We start from the raw sequence: 17738 nt of genomic DNA, 5'->3' as shown, positions 1-17738 counted from the left end.
CAGAGCAGAGGAGAAACAACACCGGGAAATTGCTTCCCCGGTCATACGATCGGAACCCGCATGCACACATGGGTCACATGGCGCACATGCGGGCGGGAGACCGATCAATATCCGATATCAGGCATCAATAACGTATCAATAACGTATCAATACTTGCGGTTAGGGAATTCCTTGGCCGCAACTTCGGCCGGGAACACGCCTTCTTCAGTGGTGATGCGCTTCGGCACTTCCTTGCCGGCCTTGACGTCCTTGGCGATCGACATCAGTTGCGGTCCGAGCAGCGGGCTGCACTCGACGGTGACGTTGAGCTTGCCGGCCATCATGGCTTCGAACGCGCCCTTCACACCATCAATCGAAATCACCAGGATGTCCTTGCCCGGTTTCAGGCCGGCTTCTTCAATGGCCTGGATGGCGCCGATGGCCATGTCGTCGTTATGCGCGTAGAGCACGTTGATCTTCTTGCCGTCGGCCTTGAGGAAGGCTTCCATGACTTCCTTGCCCTTGGCGCGGGTAAAGTCGCCGGTCTGCGAGCGGATGATCTTCAGGTTCGGGTTGGTCTTGATGGTTTCTTCGAAACCGGCCTTGCGGTCGATCGCCGGTGCGGAGCCCACAGTACCTTGCAGTTCAACGATGTTGATATCGCCGGCAGGCATGGTCTTGGCGCGGTCCAGCAACCAGCGTGCAGCGCGACGGCCTTCTTCGACGAAGTCGGAACCGATGAAGGTCACGTACAGCGACTTGTCGCTCACGTTGACGGCGCGGTCAGTCAGGATCACCGGGATCTTGGCGGCCTTGGCTTCGCGCAGGACGGTGTCCCAGCCCGATTCAACCACCGGCGAGAAGGCGATCACGTCGACCTTTTGTGCGATGAAGGAGCGGATGGCCTTGACCTGGTTCTCCTGCTTCTGCTGCGCATCGGCGAACTTCAGGTTGACGCCGGCCTTCTTGGCGGCGTCCTTGATCGAGGCGGTGTTGGCGGTGCGCCATTCGCTTTCGGCGCCGACTTGCGAGAAGCCGATGGTCAGCGGTTTGTCGGCGGCAATAGCGCCGGACAGGACGCTCCAACCCAGGGTCATGCAAACGGCGGCGCCCAGCAGGGTTCTGCGAGTCATTTTCATTACTTGTCTCCAATGATGTTTATCAACACGAACTGTTTTTATTTGGTGTCCGGCGCTTGTCGTGGGGGGAACGGTAGCGCCGTCATGTGCGTCTTCGCTGTCACCTGGCGTGCAGCGAAATGTGCCGGTCAATAGTAGGAGACGGAGAAATATCTATCCAATGAATTTTTGGCGATATCCGATACCGAAACAGGCATGGCGCTTTAGCAAACTACATGGAGCAAAAAAACGCTGACAAAATACTGACGCGCCTCAACCTGACAGATCATTTTTGATATCAATGTCCATAAATTTTTCATTATTCCGCATCGGTAGCCGATGTTAGGATCGGCGCTGTTTTTGCCTCATCCAGCGACACAGACAGCAGTACAGCAGGCCCAGGCGGAGCAGACCGCACAGCATCCGCCCAGATAATAGAGACCGCAACCGAGACGCCATGACCACATCCCCAGCAGCGCAGCGCAACGACGCGCCCGCCATTGAGACCGTGACCCTTCAGTCCGGACGTCAACGCCTGAGCGTGCTGCCCGGACTCGGCGCCAGCATCGCGGCCTGGGATCTGGAATGGCGCGGCGCCTGGACGCCGCTGTTTCGTCCCTGGTCCGGCGTTGACGATCTGTACACGACCGCCTGCTTTCCGCTGGTGCCATGGTCGAACCGCATCACCGAAGGCGGCTTCATGCACAAGGGCGCGCACTACCCGGTGCTGCAAAACCGCGCCGGCGAAAACTATCCTATCCACGGCGACGGCTGGCTGCAAAGCTGGCGGGTCGCCGGTCAAACCGACAACCGCATCGTGCTGGCGCTGGACTCGGCGCAATACGACGGCGATCCGTATACCTACAGCGCGACGCAGACGCTGACGCTGAACGACGACGGCCTGACCATCGATCTGCAAGTCACCAATCGCGGCGCCGAAGAACTGCCGTTCGGCCTCGGCCTGCATCCCTACTTCCCGCGCAACGCCGACACGCGCCTGCAATCGCGCGCCGACGGCGTCTGGCTGTGCGGCGCCGATCCGATTCCGACCGGGCATACGCGCGACTTTCCGGCCACCTTCGACTACAACCGGTTTGCGCCGGTGGAGTTCCCCGCCGATGGTCCGCTGATCGACAACTGCTTCACCGGCTGGGACGGCCTCTCGCACATCGACTACCCCGACCGCGGCCTGCGCCTGAGCATGCAAATGGAAAACTGCACCGGCTACAGCCTGATGTACCGCCCGCCCGGCCTCGACTATTTTTGCCTGGAGCCGATCACGCATCCGATCGACGCCTTCCACATGCCCGGCCGCGACGGCCTGGTCAACCTGGCGCCGGAGGCGTCCATGCAATTACTCACGTATTTCATCGTGAGCGAGATTTGAATCTGTTTTGAATCTGCTCTGAATTTGTTTTAAAACCGAACACACAATGACGCAAGCAACTCCTTCCACCTCCTCCACCGGCCTGATCGCGCTCGACTGGGGCACCACCTCGCTGCGCGCCTACCGGTTCGACGCCGACGGCCGCGTGGCCGACAAGCGCGCGCTGCCGTGGGGGATCATGAACCTGCCGCCGGCGGAAGACGGCGCCGATACATCCGCAGCTTCTTCCCTCGCCGGTTTCCGTCGCGCGCTGCAAGCCGCGTGCGGCGACTGGCTGCGCGACTTCCCGGCCACGCCGCTGATCGCCGCCGGCATGGTCGGCAGCAAACAGGGCTGGCGGGAAGCGCCCTACCTCGACGTGCCGCTGGCCGTCAGCGACGTCGGCAACACCTTGACCGCGATCGACACCGGCTTCGGCGTGCCGCTGCATATCGTGCCGGGACTGCTGCAACGCTCGGCGCTGCCCAATGTGATGCGCGGTGAGGAAACCCAGGTCGCCGGCATCCTCGACCAACTGCAGGTCGACGACATCCTGATCGGCCTGCCCGGCACGCACTCGAAATGGGTGCACGTGCGCGGCAAGCGCATCGAACATTTCGACACCTTCATGACCGGCGAGATGTACGCCGTACTGAGCAACCACAGCATCCTCGGCCGCACCATGCAACGCGACGGCGCAGCAGATGCAGAAGACGACGCGGCTTTCGTGCGCGGCGCGCTGGTGGCGAAGTCGCCCGACGGCCGCGCCGGCATGCTGTCCAACATCTTCAGCAGCCGCACCCTCGGCCTGACCGGCGAACTGTCGCCGCGCGCCCAGGCGCATTACCTGTCCGGCCTGCTGATCGGCCACGAAATCGCCGCGCTGGCGGCCACCACCGACGGCGTCCGGCAACAGCGCATCGCCCTCATCGGCGACGACGCGCTGTGCGAGCGTTACCGCCAGGCGCTGGCGCTGTACGACCTGACGAAAGTGGAAATCGCCGCTGCCGCCACCGAGCACGGCTTGTGGAAACTGGCCCTGCATGCGGGCCTGGTTTCGTCCTCACCAAGAACACCGAGAAAGTAGAACCATGCTAAAGAATCTTTTCCACCACGCCCTGCAGCACTGCGGCCTGATCGCCATCCTGCGCGGCGTGCGTCCCGACGAAGTCGAAGCCATCGGCAAGGCCTTGTATGACGCCGGCTTCCGCGTCATCGAGGTGCCGCTCAATTCGCCCGAGCCGCTGCAAAGCATCACCACGCTGCGCCGTACACTGCCGGCCGATTGCGTGATCGGCGCGGGCACCGTGCTCAGCCCCGAACAAGTCGCCCAGGTCAAGGCCGCCGGCGGCGAACTGATCGTCATGCCGCACAGCGACGCACGCGTCATCGGCGCCGCCAAGGATGCCGGCCTGTGCAGCGCCCCCGGCGTCGCCACCGTGACCGAAGCATTTGCCGCGCTGGCCGCCGGCGCCGACGTGCTCAAGATGTTCCCGGCCGAGCAGCTCGGCACCCACGTCGTCAAGGCCTGGCGCGCGGTGATCCCGGCCTCGGTCGCCTTGCTGCCGGTGGGCGGCATCATGCCCAGCAGCGTGTCGGTGTTCGTCGAAGCCGGCGCATCCGGCTTCGGCCTCGGTTCGGCGCTGTTCAAGCCGGGCATGTCCGCCGCCACCGTCGCCGAAAACGCCAAGGCCTTCGTCAGCGCCTGGCAAACCCGTCATGGTGCTTCCACACCGACCACTTAAAAAGAAGCCGGTCGCAGGGTCATGAACATGCCCATGACGACCGGCCGCTCCTCAACCAGCCCGCCGCAAGACTGGGCGCTTTTTCTCAGAACGGATCATTTCCGATGAAAATCACAAAACTGACCACCTTTATCGTGCCGCCGCGCTGGTGCTTCCTCAAGATCGAAACCGATGAAGGCATCGTCGGCTGGGGCGAACCCGTGGTCGAAGGCCGCGCGCACAGCGTCGCCGCCGCCGTCGAAGAACTGGCCGATTACCTGATCGGCAAAGACCCGCGCAACATCGAAGACCACTGGACCGTGCTCTACCGCGGCGGCTTCTATCGCGGCGGCGCCATCCACATGAGCGCACTGGCCGGCATCGACCAGGCGCTGTGGGACATCAAGGGCAAGGCGCTTGGCCTGCCGGTCAACCAGCTGCTCGGCGGCCCGGTGCGCGACAGCATCCGCGTGTATTCCTGGATCGGCGGCGATCGTCCGGCCGACACCGCGAAGGCGGCCAAGGATGCGGTGGCGCGCGGCTTCACCGCGGTCAAGATGAACGGCACCGAAGAACTGCAATTCATCGACACCTATGACAAGGTCGAGCTCACGCTGGCCAACGTCGCCGCCGTGCGCGAGGCCGTCGGCCCCAACGTCGGCATCGGCGTCGACTTCCACGGCCGCGTGCACAAGCCCATGGCCAAGGTGCTGGTGAAGGAACTTGAACAGTACAAGCTGATGTTCATCGAAGAACCGGTGCTCAGCGAAAACTACGAAGCCCTCAAGGAAATCGCTCACCTCACCGGCACGCCGATCGCGCTGGGCGAGCGCCTGTATTCGCGCTGGGACTTCAAGCGCATCCTCAGCGAAGGCTACGTCGACATCATCCAGCCCGACGTCTCGCACGCCGGCGGCATCACCGAGACGCGCAAGATCGCCACCATGGCCGAAGCCTACGACGTCGCACTGGCGCTGCACTGCCCGCTCGGACCGATCGCACTGGCGGCCTGCCTGCAAGTCGACGCCGTGTCGTACAACGCCTTCATCCAGGAACAAAGCCTGGGCATCCACTACAACGAGAGCAACGACCTGCTCGACTACGTCACCGACGCCGACGTATTCAGCTACAAGGATGGTTACGTCACCATCCCGAACGGCCCGGGCCTCGGGATCGAGATCAACGAGGAATACGTCAGGCAGCGTGCCGAAGTCGGACATCGCTGGCGCAACCCCATCTGGCGGCACAAAGACGGCAGCTTCGCCGAATGGTAAAACCTGTCCGTGGTCCTACTGCGGAGCCATGATCCACCACCGTACGGTGCTCAGGATCCTCACGTACCTGAAGTACGTTCCGGTCCTTGCGCTCCGGTCGGCGGCGGCTGATGACTCCTCGCTACGGACCGCGAACAGGTTTCGATCTCTTTGAGTTCGCACGATTCTCTTCAATATATTTCACTCATGCGGCCCACATCTGCTCAGCAGGGCGGGCCGCAGCCACGTAAAATAGCGCTTTCCCCCGCAGTTCCCCTACCAGGATTTTCATCATGCATTGGCCCCTCTTCGCCCTCGCCGTTGCCGCCTTCGGCATCGGCACTACAGAATTCGTGATCATGGGGCTGTTGCCTGATGTCGCGCGCGACCTCGGCGTCACTGCGCCGGCGGCAGGCATGCTGGTGTCCGGCTACGCCCTGGGCGTGGCGGCCGGTGCGCCGGTGCTGGCGATCGTCACCGCCAAGTGGCAGCGCAAGCGTGCGCTGGTCGGCCTGATGTGCCTGTTCATCCTCGGCAACGTGCTGTGCGCGATTGCGCCGAGCTACAACTTCCTGATGGTGGCGCGCGTGGTCACCGCGTTCTGCCACGCGGCGTTCTTCGGCATCGGTTCCGTGGTCGCCGCCGAACTAGTGCCGCGCGAGAAACGTGCACAGGCCGTGGCGCTGATGTTCACCGGTCTGACCGTCGCCAACATCCTCGGCGTGCCGTTCGGCACCGCACTCGGTCACGCCGCCGGCTGGCGCTCGACCTTCGGCGTCATCACGCTGATCGGCCTGGCCGCCGTCATCATGCTGTGGATCTGCCTGCCGAAAAAAATCGCCATGCAGGGCGGCAGCATCTTCAAGGAATTCCGCGCCATCGTTCATCCGCAAGTCCAGCTCGCGCTGCTGACCAGCACGCTGGCGTCGGTCAGCATGTTCAGCGTGCTGACCTACATCGCCTACATCCTGCTCGACGTCACCGGCTTCACCGCGCACCAGGAAAGCTGGGTGCTGCTGCTGTTCGGCGCCGGCATCACGGTCGGCGGCCTGATCGGCGGCCGCCTCGCGGACTGGCGACTGATGCCGGTGCTGTTCTCGATGTTCGTCTGCATCGCGCTGATCCTGGTGCAGTTCTCGTGGAGCAGCCACTATCCGCTGCCGACGCTGATCACCATGTTCGTCTGGGGCGCGTTCTCGTTTGCCGTTGTTCCCGCTGCGCAGATCCGTGTGCTGGATAAAGCCAAGGACGCGCCGAACCTGGCGTCGACGCTCAACCAGGGCGCGTTCAATGTCGGCAACGCCACCGGCGCGTGGCTGGGTGGACTGGCGATTTCGGCCGGCTGGCCGTTGACCGATCTGCCGCTGCTGGGCGCGGGCGTGTCGGTGCTGGGCTTCCTGACGGTGCTGACGTCGGCCTTGCTGGATCGGCGTGCAGCACGCGCTGCGGCGTGATTCGACTGGTCTTGAAAAAGTGCGGCTATAATGCCCTGCCATGAAACGCTACGTCCTCATTTTCCTGCTGTTGCTGCTGCCCTTCCAGTTTTCCTGGGCCGCGGTGGCGTCGTATTGCCAGCATGAAAGCAATCCTGCTGCACAGCACGTCGGCCATCACGCCACTGCCGACAGCAAGCAAGAGCAGCAGGATCAGCTAGCGGACCAAAGCGACGACAGCAAGCTCAACACCGGCAGCGACGCCGATTGCAGCTTCTGCCATTTCTCCTGCAGCAAGCCGATGAACTCGTACACGTCATGGACGCCGCCTGCGCCGGAGAAGAACAGCTTCACTCCTTCACTACCCACGCTATATCTCTCCCATATCGGGGAATCCCCCGAAGAGCCCGACTGGAAACTCGCCGCCTAAGCCGGCGAGTCGTCTTCCCCTTTCTTCCTTACTGCTGACCGCTCGCCGAATTCCTTCCCTTTCATCCGGAGAATTCGATGTACACCCGTTTCTATCCGCTGGGATTGGCGCTTCTGCTCGCCTGCCCGGCCTACACGCATGCGCAGGAGGCGGCAACGCCCCTGACGCTGAGCAACGCCGTCGCGCTCGCGCTCGACAACAATCCTGAACTGTCCGCCGCAAGGCATGAACTTGAGGCGGTCGACGCCACCGTTACGCAGGCCGGCGCCCGCCCCAACCCCGAGCTGTCGACGCTGATGGAGGACACGCGCAAAAGCACGCGCACCACCACCATCCAACTCAACCAGCCCATCGAACTCGGCGGCAAGCGCGCCGCCCGCATCGGCGCCGCAGAACGTTCACGCGAAGCCGCCCGCATTGAGCTGGCCATCAGGCGCGATGACATCCGCATCGCCGCCACGTCGGCGTTCTTCACGGTGCTGACAGCGCAGGAACGCCGACGCCTGGCGCAAGAATCCGCCGACCTGGCCCACAGCGCCGCCAACGCCACCGGCCGTCGCGTCACCGCCGGCAAGATCTCGCCGGTGGAAGAAACCCGGGCGCGCGTCGCCGCTGCCTCTGCACGGCTCGAACTGAGCCAGGCCGACGGCGAACTGGATCTCGCGCGCCGCCGCCTCGCCGGCCTGTGGGGCAACGCGCAGCCGCGCTTCACGCTGGCTGAAGGCGCTGCCGGACAATTGCCGCCACTGCCGGCCATCGCCGACATCGCCGGGCGCAGCGCCGACGCGCCGCAACTGCGGCTGGCCCGGCTGGAAGTCGAACGCCGCCAGGCATTGAGCAAGATCGAAAGCAGCAAGCGCATTCCCGACGCCACGCTGAGTCTGGGCCGGAAGCGCGATGAAGAAGCCGGCCGCAGCATGTGGGTGGTCGGCGTGTCGATGCCGCTGCCCTTCCTCGACAGCAATCGCGGCAACCTGGAAGAAGCCCTGCGCCGCACCGACAAGGCGCGCGATGAGCTGGCTGCCGCCGAGACGCGCGTGCGCACCGACATCGCGCAGGCGTATGAAAAACTGCGCAACGCCCATGCCGAAGTCGCCGTCCTGCACAGCGACATCCTGCCCGGCGCGCAGAGTGCCTACGCCGCCGCCGGCAAGGGCTTCGAACTCGGCAAGTTCAATTTCCTGGAAGTGCTCGACGCCCAGCGCACCTTGTTCCAGGCGCGCTCGCAATACCTGCGCGCGATCTCCGACGCCCATCTTGCCTCGGCCGAACTGGAGCGCCTGCTCGGTTCCGCCGGCCCCAACCAATAACCGGACGCCATCATGACCAAGAAACAGAAACTCACCATCGCCGCGATCGCGGCCATCACCGCACTGCTGGCTGCGCTGATCCTGCTTAGCGGCGCCAGCAAATCGGCACCGGCCGACGCCCATGCCGAAAGCGGCCATGACCATGCCGCAGAAAAAACAACCAAGGACAATCACAAGGAAGAAGGCCACAAGGAAGCCAAAGACGACCATGACGAACACAAAGACCACGATGAGAAAGGCCACGACGAGAAAGATCACGATGAAAAGGGTCACGACGAAGACAGCAAGATCGCCTTCAACGAGCAGCAACTGAAAGCCGCCGGCATCGTCCTCGACACCGCCGCACCCGGCCGCATCCGCACCAGCCTGCAACTGCCCGGCGAAATCCGCTTCAACCAGGACCGCACCGCGCACGTGGTGCCCAAGGTCAACGGCGTGGTCGAATCGGTCAGCGCCAATCTCGGCCAGCAGGTGAAGAAGGGACAAGTACTCGCCGTCGTCAGCAGCAGCACGGTGTCGGAACAACGCAGCGAATTGCTGAATGCGCAGCAGCGCCTCACGCTGGCGCAATCGACACATGCCCGTGAAAAGACCTTGTGGCAAGAAAAGATCTCCGCCGAGCAGGACTACCTGCAAGCCGGACAGGCGCTCAAGGAAGCTGAAATCGCCGTACGCAATGCACAGCAGAAACTGGCCGCCATCGGTGCAGGAACAAGTTCGTCCGGCCTGAACCGCTATGAAATCCGCGCCCCCTTCGACGGCATCGTCGTGGAGAAGCATCTCGCGCTCGGTGAAGCCGTGAAGGAAGACGCCAGCATCTTCACCATCTCCGACCTGTCCAGCGTCTGGGCCGAGATGACGGTCGCCGCGCGCGACATGAACGCCGTGCGCGTCGGCGAAAGCGTCACCGTCAACGCCACCGCATTCGCCTCCAGCGCCAGCGGCAAGATCGCCTACGTCGGCGCCTTGCTGGGCGAACAAACCCGCACCGCCAAGGCTCATGTGGTCTTGCCCAATCCCGGCAACGCCTGGCGTCCCGGCCTGTTCGTCAATGTCGACGTGCTGGCACAGGAAACCGACGTCGCGCTCGCCGTCGCCGCCGATGCGGTGCAATCGGTCGAACAAAAGCAGGTGGTCTTCGTGCGCGTCGCCGACGGCTTCCGCAAACAGGAAGTCACGCTCGGCCGCACCGACGGCAAACGCGTCGAAATCATCAAGGGCCTCAGCGCGGGCGATGTCTATGCCGCCGCAGGCAGCTTCGTCATCAAGGCCGAACTGGGCAAGGGGAGCGCCGAACATGCGCATTAAGAATCTGCTGAACAGCGACCACACCTCCCACTCCGAGCGAGAAGGACACCGCCATGTTTGAACGCATCATCCGCTTCGCCATCGAGCACCGATGGCTGGTCATGCTGGCCGTCTTCGGCATGGCGGCCTATGGCGTCTACAGCTACCAGAAGCTGCCCATCGACGCCGTGCCCGACATCACCAACGTCCAGGTGCAGATCAACACCTCGGCGCCCGGCTACTCGCCGCTGGAAACCGAGCAGCGCATCAGCTTCCCGATCGAGACCGTCATGTCCGGCCTGCCCAACCTGGAACAGACGCGCTCGCTGTCTCGCTACGGCCTGTCGCAGGTGACGGTCATCTTCAAGGACGGCACGGATATCTACTTTGCACGCCAGCTGGTCAATGAACGCATCCAGGAAGCACGCAGTAAGCTGCCGTCCGGCATCGATCCCGCCATGGGACCGATCTCGACCGGCCTCGGCGAAATCTACCTGTGGACCGTCGAAGCCAAGGAAGGCGCGAAGAACGCCGACGGCGTCCCCTACTCGCCCGCCGACCTGCGCGAAATCCAGGACTGGATCATCAAGCCGCAGCTGCGCAACGTGCCCGGCGTGACCGAAATCAATTCCATCGGCGGCTACGCCAAGGAATACCACGTCGCTCCCTCGCCGGCCAAACTGGCCTCCTACGGCCTGACGCTGCAAAACGTCGCCGCTGCGCTGGAACGCAACAACGCCAACGTCGGCGCCGGCTACATCGAGAAGCGCGGCGAGCAATACCTGATCCGCGCGCCCGGCCAGGTGGCCTCGCTCGACGACATCCGCAACATCATCCTCGGCAACGTGCAAGGCGTGGCGATCCGCATCCGCGACGTCGCCGACGTCGGCATCGGCCGCGAACTGCGCACCGGCGCCGCCACCGAGAACGGCCGCGAAGTCGTGCTCGGCACCGTCTTCATGCTGATCGGCCAGAACAGTCGCACCGTGTCACAAGCGGTTGACAAGAAGATGGCCGAGATCAACCGCTCGCTGCCCGAAGGCGTGCAAGCCGTGACCGTGTACGACCGCACGGTGCTGGTCGACAAGGCCATCAACACCGTCAAGAAAAACCTCATCGAAGGCGCGGTGCTGGTGATCGCGGTGCTGTTCCTGTTCCTCGGCAACATCCGCGCGGCCGTGATCACGGCGATGGTGATTCCGCTGGCGATGCTGTTCACCTTCACCGGCATGGTGTCCAACCACGTCAGCGCCAACCTGCTGAGCCTGGGCGCGCTCGACTTCGGCATCATCATCGACGGCGCCGTCGTGATCGTGGAAAACTGCGTGCGCCGCCTGGCTCACGCGCAGCAGCATCACGGCCGGCCGCTGACGCGCAGCGAACGCTTCCACGAAGTCTTCGCCGCCTCGCGTGAAGCGCGCCGCCCGCTGCTGTTCGGCCAGCTCATCATCATGATCGTCTACCTGCCGATGTTTGCGCTGACCGGCGTCGAAGGCAAGATGTTCCAGCCGATGGCCTTCACCGTGGTGGCGGCCTTGCTGGGCGCGATGATCCTGTCAGTCACCTTCATCCCGGCGGCGATTGCCCTGTTCATCGGCGACAAGGTCGACGAAAAGGAAAACGCCCTGATGCGCGCCGCCAAGCGCGCCTACGCGCCGCTGCTGCAAGCCTCGATGCGCAACAAGCCGGTGGTGTTGTCGCTGGCGGCTGCCGTGATCGTCCTGTGCACGCTGCTCGGCACCAAGCTCGGCAGCGAGTTCGTGCCCAGCCTCAACGAAGGCGACCTCGCGATCCAGGCCTTGCGCATTCCAGGCACCAGCCTGACGCAATCAGTCGAGATGCAGCAGCAGCTCGAACGCACGCTCAAGGACAACTTCCCCGAGATCGAGCGCGTGTTCGCCCGCACCGGCACCGCCGAAGTGGCGTCCGACCCGATGCCGCCGAACATCTCCGACGGCTACATCATGCTCAAGCCGCAAGATCAGTGGCCCAAGCCGCGCAAGACCCGCGACGAACTGATCGCCGCCATCCAGGAAACCGTCGCCACCCTGCCCGGCAACAGCTACGAGTTCTCCCAGCCGATCCAGTTACGTTTCAACGAACTGATCTCCGGCGTGCGCAGCGACGTCGCGGTCAAGGTCTTCGGCGACGACATGGACGTGCTCAACGACACTGCCGCCAAGATCGCAGCCACACTGGGCAAAGTCCCCGGCGCAACCGAAGTCAAGGTCGAGCAATCGACTGGCCTGCCGATGCTGACCGTCAAGATAGACCGCGAGAAGACCGCCCGCTACGGCCTCAACATCGGCGACGTGCAGGATACGATCGCCATGGCCATCGGCGGTAAGGAAGCCGGCGCATTGTTCCAGGGCGACCGCCGCTTCGACATCATCGTGCGGCTGCCGGAAAACGAACGCAACGACCTCGACGCCATCAAGCGCCTGCCGATCCCGCTGCCGCATTCTGACGGCAAGATCAGCTACATCCCGTTGGGCGAAGTGGCCGACTTCGACATCGCCCCCGGCCCCAACCAGGTCAGCCGCGAAAACGGCAAGCGCCGCGTCGTCGTCAGCGCCAACGTGCGCGGACGCGATCTCGGTTCCTTCGTCGATGACGCAGCCGCCGGCATCGCCGCGCAGGTAAAAATCCCGGCCGGCTACTGGATCGCCTGGGGCGGCCAGTTCGAGAACCTGCAGTCGGCAACCCAACGCCTGCAAATCGTCGTACCGGTCGCCTTGCTGCTGGTGTTTGTCCTACTGTTCGCGATGTTCAACAACGTCAAGGACGGCCTGCTGGTCTTCACCGGCATCCCGTTCGCCCTGACCGGCGGCGTGCTGGCGCTGGCGATGCGCGGCATCCCGCTGTCGATCTCCGCCGCCGTCGGCTTCATCGCGCTGTCAGGCGTGGCGGTGTTGAACGGCCTGGTGATGATCGCCTTCATCCGCACCCTGCGCGAAGAAGGCCGCTCGCTCGACGACGCCATCTTCGAAGGCGCCATGACGCGCCTGCGACCGGTGTTGATGACCGCGCTGGTAGCGTCGCTGGGATTCGTGCCGATGGCGCTGGCAACCGGCACCGGAGCGGAAGTGCAACGGCCGCTGGCGACCGTGGTCATTGGAGGGATTTTGTCGTCGACGTTGTTGACGTTGCTGGTGTTGCCGTTGTTGTATCGGTTGGTGCATTCATCTGATTCAGAGGATGGCAATGTCAACAGGCAGCCGTCATCGTGGAGTAACCGCTTGCGCGGTTGGCTACATGGCCGAAAAGGCCGAAATGCATCAACGACTTAAAATAAAAATCCCCGCAACGTAGTCGTTGCGGGGATTTTTCATATGATCTTCGTTGGTACAGAATATCCATTGATTTTGCCGAATTAGCTAACCACATACGCTGATATTCACGTATTAAAGCGAAGGAAATTTCACGAAAATAGCTACCTTCGGGTGGCTTTTTTTATGTGAAACATTGATGTATGCTGAGATTTCTTCCGCTACGTTCACGACATCATGCTGGTAGCCCTCTTAGAACAACAACGAATTGTGGCAGCAGGTGCAAAGAAAGGGCCGACTTATTATTGCCCTGGGTGCGCGCAAGAAGTCATCCTCAGACAAGGGCGTAAGGTCATTCATCACTTCGCTCACAAACCTCCCGTTAGCTGCTCATGGGCCATGGGAGAAACGAAGCTTCATCTGCGTGCGAAAGAGTTGTTCTATGAATTTTTCAAGAGCCAGGGCCGTCAAGTCGATATAGAACTTCCGCTTGCCGCTAGACAATTGAGGGCGGATGTATTCGTCACGGGCAATAACAACCAACAAGTAGCATTCGAACTTCAGCACTCATCAATTGGGCCTACGGAAATAGAGCAAAGGACGAGCCTATATTTTCAACACGGGATTACTCTGATTTGGATCCCACTCTTTCGTCCTGACAAACTTGATTTTGAAAGATCAAAAGACGGGATGATAGTTAAACGCTACTCGCCCAAGCCATTCGAGCGTTGGATTCATGGGTTCAATTTTGGACACATTTGGTATTTTGATCCTGAAAACTCTCATCTTTGGCACGGGAAATTTGAAAAAAGCATGATCGACGTACCTGTAAGCGAATGGTATGAAAGCGGCGGAGAACATGTATCCGTAGGAGGTTACGAACGGATATCAAAACGGTGGAAGAAGCTTATGCTTACCGGTCCATACCCCCTAGAAGCGGTGGCGTTTAAAATCAAGAAGAGAGAAGAATCGAGGTTTGGGACTCACTGGTATCCAGGGGGAAATATCTTATCAATTGAAAAGCCTCCAACACGATGAAGTATGTTGCGCTTGGTTAGGCGCATCTATCCACCTACCTCTAGAAAGCCAGCGTTATTCAGCGGAGCGCGCATTGCACCAAGAGCCGCCCTTGGAAGAGCCAGCCAGAAAAGACTACGCGCACGAGTCGCAGCGACATAGCCGATGCGACCAACCTCGCTTCCAACTCCCTCGAGCATTGCACGCGCATGGGCGGCAGTTGCCACATATAGAACTGCATCAATACTCTCCCCTTTGACCTGATGGACCGTTTCTATGCGAACGTCCCTATCATTCTCGGCCACTAGATCTCGACCTAGATTGAGCGGCCCCTCTGGAAGAAGTGCCCTAGCCAGTCTATTTCCCAGTCTGTCTTGAGGTTGAAACTCGAATTCTTGTTGAATCTCCGCCAACATCTCCCGCACTCGAGCGAACAATTGCGCATGCCAGATTTCAGACGCGGGGAGATCACATGAGGGCAGTCCATGTGCTGCATCGCGAGTGAATATCCATAGCTTCTGTCGAAGCTGTCTGAACTGCTGGTCTTGGTGATGAGTCAATTGCGCCAGAAGACCATGAGGAGGTTGTGCCATTAGGCCAATGAAAGCACGGGAAACCGCTTTGAACGCATTCAAATAATCCCCCCTCATGTCTCGATAGATTGCAGCTTCTGCAAATGCTTTTGTAACTCCTCGACCACTCGGTTGAATACTGCCAGCTAGTTGCTCAACCAGCGGTCTCGCTCGACACAGTACGGCCGCATTGGATCTATCAATTCCTACACGTCCAACTTCTGCTTGAAACGCATCCATGAGATGAGGAAGATCTTCCTCGTTTGCATAAGTGATGTAGTAGGCACCTGTTCCATCAGCGATGCCTTGCCGAGTCGGTTGATCATCTCTACCGGCTAGCTGATTTGCGAGATACAGAATTGACTGGACCGAACGATAGTTACGGGTGAGCGCAAATGACAGGACACCATTCCGCTCATGATATGAGCGTAAATAGGATCCATTGGCACCCGCGAATTCGTAAATACCTTGATTGGGATCTCCAATGAGAGATACCTGCACACCCGCCTCGATCAGTAGGTCCAAAAGCAATTGATGAAAACTGCCGATATCTTGCGACTCGTCAATGATGATGTGTGGATAGCGTCTGGCTAGAACTTGCAAGAGGTGTGGTTGCTCCCGCAGAACCCGGTAACTCCAATATCGGCCGAGGTCATGAGTGTATGCGCCGACTTGCCCGAGCCTGTGGACGGTTCTTACGGTCGTGGCCGCCTCCAGCGCAGCAGGATTGCCGCGCACGCTGTAGTAAAACCTAGGCTGCCCATCAGCCATTGTTACTTTCACATCGGTGATCGGTATCGGGAAGTTTCCCGTGGGGCAGGTATAGCCAGCGAGAAATGCCTCTCCCCCAGTAACAAGAAAAGCAGATTTGTCGCATCCCATCGTTCGATGAGCATGAGGACGGAGAATGTGGGTCGTAAAAAATCCGTCAAGGGTATCAATATCGACGCGATCCGCACCAACGTTTGACGGTAACGTCTGCGCAATGATGCGATAGCCGCTACGAAATGTTTCAACCGCCACATTGGAGAACGACAGCAGTGCTATGCGTCCTCGTGATGCGCCAAGCTGGCGACGCATTTGCGCCACCCGATGAACTGCTGTAGCCGTCTTGCCACTTCCCGCACACGCAATTACAGCCAAGGGTACGAGGGGGGCATTGACAACGGCAAGTTGCTCGTCAGAAAGCTCCATTAGCGAACTCCAGCGGGACAAACGTGCAGCAACGCCTGCCCAATATAATCTGGAACCCTACATGGAGCACCGCCCGCGATCACTGCAGCCAAAGCCTGACCAAATCGGCCCTTCTGAACATTTTTTTGGCTCGGCGGCCGCTCGAACAATCTAGTGAAAAGAATACGTGCTTTGTCTGTATTGTCAGCAGCCGCATCCACTTCCAATCTCACGACAGCAGCGATTTGAGGATGCATTTCATCCAAGGCTGTCAACATAGCCTCACGATTCTCTGCATACAAGGCAAGGTCATACTCTAGCGTTTTGACTCCATGAAAAACTTGTACAAACTGATCCTCATGCGCAAGCATGTTGGTGGTATTGGCGGACACATTCACTTGGTCTCCAAGACTTGGATAGACCGCCTGTGAATTCCCATCTGCGCCGACGACAGGGTCCGGGTCAGCATCGGTGATCAATGCCACCGGAATCTTTAGCGCGTTAATGCCAAACAGCGGTAGAAATGAATCGAAATTCAAACCCTCAACGCTAATCAGGCTTACTCCGTGGCGACGAAAATCGATATTCGCAGCAGTTGCTAGTGCATCAACGAGCATGAGCTCTGCGGCACCTTCTACAAAAATTACCTTTCGCGCAAAAAATAGCTCCGCCCTAGTCACATCCAAGTATCGGGCTAATTTTTCACGCTTCCCTGGCCGGAAATCGATTTTCCTAGGAAAAAATGTTTCAACATTTCCATCTGTTTCAACGAGGCATGAGAGACAATCGAGATTTGCGTTGCTGGCAAAATTCGGAGAGTGGCTTGTCACGAATAGCTGCACAGGTTTTTCGCCTTCGACAGCATGTAGGCTCGCCAGATATTTTAGAAGTATTGCCTGAAGCTGCGGATGAAGATGAGCCTCTGGCTCTTCAACAATCAATCCGCGATAGGTCGCGTCTACGTTCTTAGCAAGCTCGCTGAGAACTACGGCCATGAAGATCAAATTGTTAAATCCCAAACCGTTCTGTTCAATCTCAAAATTATCGACGGAAAGGGAGAGTCGAGACGACAACCGCTGGAAGTCATTCGAGCTAAGGCCTACCAAAAGTTCCTGCCGGAGTTGGTCTCCAAGCATTGCATCGTGACGTGTGCTGATTGCCGTTTGCGTATTTAGAATAGGAGCGTGCGCTCGAATCTGCTGGTCTAATACCCCCAAAGCAACATTGATTTGAAGCCGTCCGTCTTCGTCCGTTAGCAGATGTAGAAGTCGAGAAAGTTGACTATTTCTACTTGGCCTAAGGCTTTGCGAGGCATCGCGAAGAGGCTGCAGATATACACCTCTGAGGTTCTCCATCATGTCCGCCGTCAACGGTACTTCCTCGTGTACACCGCACCAACGCTTGGCCTTAAATCGACCAGTTTGATCCGCGTCACCGTATTGAACATGAACATGTGCTTCTAGACGACCCGCTTCATCGGGTGTCAGTGCAGCTAAAAAATCGGCCTCCTCATCCAAGGTGAGGCCGCGAAATATGTATTGGAAGTAGATGTTTCCTTGAGCATCTTCGCCGCGTGGGCGGTGTCTGTCATCGATAGTCAGTCTGGGAAATGGCTCATCTTGTCCCGCTAAAAGTGCACGAAGCGCATCCACAACCGCACTCTTTCCAACGTTATTTGCGCCAACAATGACATTTAGGCCGGCTTGAAAGTGCAAGGTAGCATCGCGCAATTTACGGAAATTCTGGATACGTAATTCTGCCAAATACATGTGTCCCCCAATGTTTGAATTATTGTTCCCCGTTCTGG

At 60.0% G+C, this 17738-nt stretch carries 13 protein-coding genes; 10 read left to right on the top strand and 3 right to left on the bottom strand.

The genetic code is table 11. The features are described 5' to 3' along the window. Positions 1-146 precede the first annotated feature (146 nt). Entirely contained in the window at positions 147-1118 is a 972-nt protein-coding gene (locus tag ACIROY_RS08805; protein ID WP_402341217.1) for an ABC transporter substrate-binding protein, read from the bottom strand. Between the two features lie 436 nt (positions 1119-1554). On the opposite strand from ACIROY_RS08805, the gene ACIROY_RS08800 reads away from it, so the two are divergent. From ACIROY_RS08800 to ACIROY_RS08755, 10 genes are all read left to right on the top strand, one after another. Continuing rightward, positions 1555-2484 carry an aldose 1-epimerase gene (locus ACIROY_RS08800; RefSeq protein WP_402341216.1) on the top strand — a complete coding sequence of 310 codons (930 nt, stop codon included), beginning with the start codon at positions 1555-1557 and terminating at the stop codon, positions 2482-2484. 46 nt (positions 2485-2530) lie between these two features. After that, positions 2531-3550 (top strand): 2-dehydro-3-deoxygalactonokinase, encoded by a 1020-nt coding sequence (locus ACIROY_RS08795; protein WP_402341214.1) that lies wholly within the window; start codon positions 2531-2533, stop codon positions 3548-3550. Between the two features lie 4 nt (positions 3551-3554). Then, positions 3555-4208, top strand: a complete 654-nt coding sequence (locus tag ACIROY_RS08790) for a 2-dehydro-3-deoxy-6-phosphogalactonate aldolase (protein WP_402274568.1) — start codon at positions 3555-3557, stop codon at positions 4206-4208. A gap of 104 nt (positions 4209-4312) precedes the next feature. Next, positions 4313-5461 (top strand): galactonate dehydratase, encoded by a 1149-nt coding sequence (dgoD, locus tag ACIROY_RS08785; protein ID WP_016836730.1) that lies wholly within the window; start codon positions 4313-4315, stop codon positions 5459-5461. 272 nt (positions 5462-5733) lie between these two features. Then, complete coding sequence (locus ACIROY_RS08780) at positions 5734-6894, top strand: MFS transporter (protein WP_402274565.1); 1161 nt, start codon at positions 5734-5736, stop codon at positions 6892-6894. 40 nt (positions 6895-6934) lie between these two features. Beyond that, positions 6935-7303, top strand: a complete 369-nt coding sequence (gene czcI, locus ACIROY_RS08775; RefSeq protein WP_402341212.1) for a cation efflux protein, CzcI family — start codon at positions 6935-6937, stop codon at positions 7301-7303. Positions 7304-7380: 77 nt separating this feature from the next. Beyond that, positions 7381-8613 carry a TolC family protein gene (locus ACIROY_RS08770; RefSeq protein ID WP_402341210.1) on the top strand — a complete coding sequence of 411 codons (1233 nt, stop codon included), beginning with the start codon at positions 7381-7383 and terminating at the stop codon, positions 8611-8613. A 12-nt stretch (positions 8614-8625) separates the two neighbouring features. Beyond that, the gene (locus ACIROY_RS08765) at positions 8626-9921 is read left to right on the top strand and encodes an efflux RND transporter periplasmic adaptor subunit (RefSeq protein WP_402341208.1); all 1296 of its coding nucleotides are present in this window, start codon (positions 8626-8628) and stop codon (positions 9919-9921) included. A 53-nt stretch (positions 9922-9974) separates the two neighbouring features. Next, positions 9975-13190 carry a CusA/CzcA family heavy metal efflux RND transporter gene (locus ACIROY_RS08760; RefSeq protein ID WP_402341206.1) on the top strand — a complete coding sequence of 1072 codons (3216 nt, stop codon included), beginning with the start codon at positions 9975-9977 and terminating at the stop codon, positions 13188-13190. Between the two features lie 216 nt (positions 13191-13406). Then, entirely contained in the window at positions 13407-14207 is an 801-nt protein-coding gene (locus tag ACIROY_RS08755; RefSeq protein ID WP_402341204.1) for a competence protein CoiA, read from the top strand. Positions 14208-14233: 26 nt separating this feature from the next. On the opposite strand, the gene ACIROY_RS08750 is transcribed toward ACIROY_RS08755, so the two are convergent. Continuing rightward, positions 14234-15952 carry a UvrD-helicase domain-containing protein gene (locus ACIROY_RS08750; protein ID WP_402341202.1) on the bottom strand — a complete coding sequence of 573 codons (1719 nt, stop codon included), beginning with the start codon at positions 15950-15952 and terminating at the stop codon, positions 14234-14236. Further along, on the bottom strand, positions 15952-17700 hold the full coding sequence (locus ACIROY_RS08745) for an ATP-dependent nuclease (protein ID WP_402341200.1): 1749 nt from the start codon (positions 17698-17700) through the stop codon (positions 15952-15954). Before ACIROY_RS08745 ends, ACIROY_RS08750 begins: the two co-directional genes overlap by 1 nt. Positions 17701-17738 lie beyond the last annotated feature (38 nt).

Origin of the sequence: Herbaspirillum sp. NPDC101396, from assembly GCF_044767365.1 — a bacterium.
GTDB lineage: Bacteria > Pseudomonadota > Gammaproteobacteria > Burkholderiales > Burkholderiaceae_D > Herbaspirillum.
This window is presented reverse-complemented; position numbering and strand designations above follow the sequence as displayed.

Excerpts from the sequence above, each read along its gene's own strand:
- ACIROY_RS08790 (WP_402274568.1), top strand. The coding sequence starts at position 3,555 with ATGCTAAAGAATCTTTTCCACCACGCCCTGCAGCACTGCGGCCTGATC.
- ACIROY_RS08805 (WP_402341217.1), bottom strand. The coding sequence starts at position 1,118 with ATGAAAATGACTCGCAGAACCCTGCTGGGCGCCGCCGTTTGCATGACC.
- czcI (WP_402341212.1), top strand. The coding sequence starts at position 6,935 with ATGAAACGCTACGTCCTCATTTTCCTGCTGTTGCTGCTGCCCTTCCAG.
- ACIROY_RS08745 (WP_402341200.1), bottom strand. The coding sequence starts at position 17,700 with ATGTATTTGGCAGAATTACGTATCCAGAATTTCCGTAAATTGCGCGAT.
- ACIROY_RS08780 (WP_402274565.1), top strand. The coding sequence starts at position 5,734 with ATGCATTGGCCCCTCTTCGCCCTCGCCGTTGCCGCCTTCGGCATCGGC.
- ACIROY_RS08760 (WP_402341206.1), top strand. The coding sequence starts at position 9,975 with ATGTTTGAACGCATCATCCGCTTCGCCATCGAGCACCGATGGCTGGTC.
- ACIROY_RS08770 (WP_402341210.1), top strand. The coding sequence starts at position 7,381 with ATGTACACCCGTTTCTATCCGCTGGGATTGGCGCTTCTGCTCGCCTGC.
- ACIROY_RS08750 (WP_402341202.1), bottom strand. The coding sequence starts at position 15,952 with ATGGAGCTTTCTGACGAGCAACTTGCCGTTGTCAATGCCCCCCTCGTA.
- ACIROY_RS08765 (WP_402341208.1), top strand. The coding sequence starts at position 8,626 with ATGACCAAGAAACAGAAACTCACCATCGCCGCGATCGCGGCCATCACC.
- dgoD (WP_016836730.1), top strand. The coding sequence starts at position 4,313 with ATGAAAATCACAAAACTGACCACCTTTATCGTGCCGCCGCGCTGGTGC.
- ACIROY_RS08800 (WP_402341216.1), top strand. The coding sequence starts at position 1,555 with ATGACCACATCCCCAGCAGCGCAGCGCAACGACGCGCCCGCCATTGAG.
- ACIROY_RS08795 (WP_402341214.1), top strand. The coding sequence starts at position 2,531 with ATGACGCAAGCAACTCCTTCCACCTCCTCCACCGGCCTGATCGCGCTC.
- ACIROY_RS08755 (WP_402341204.1), top strand. The coding sequence starts at position 13,407 with ATGCTGGTAGCCCTCTTAGAACAACAACGAATTGTGGCAGCAGGTGCA.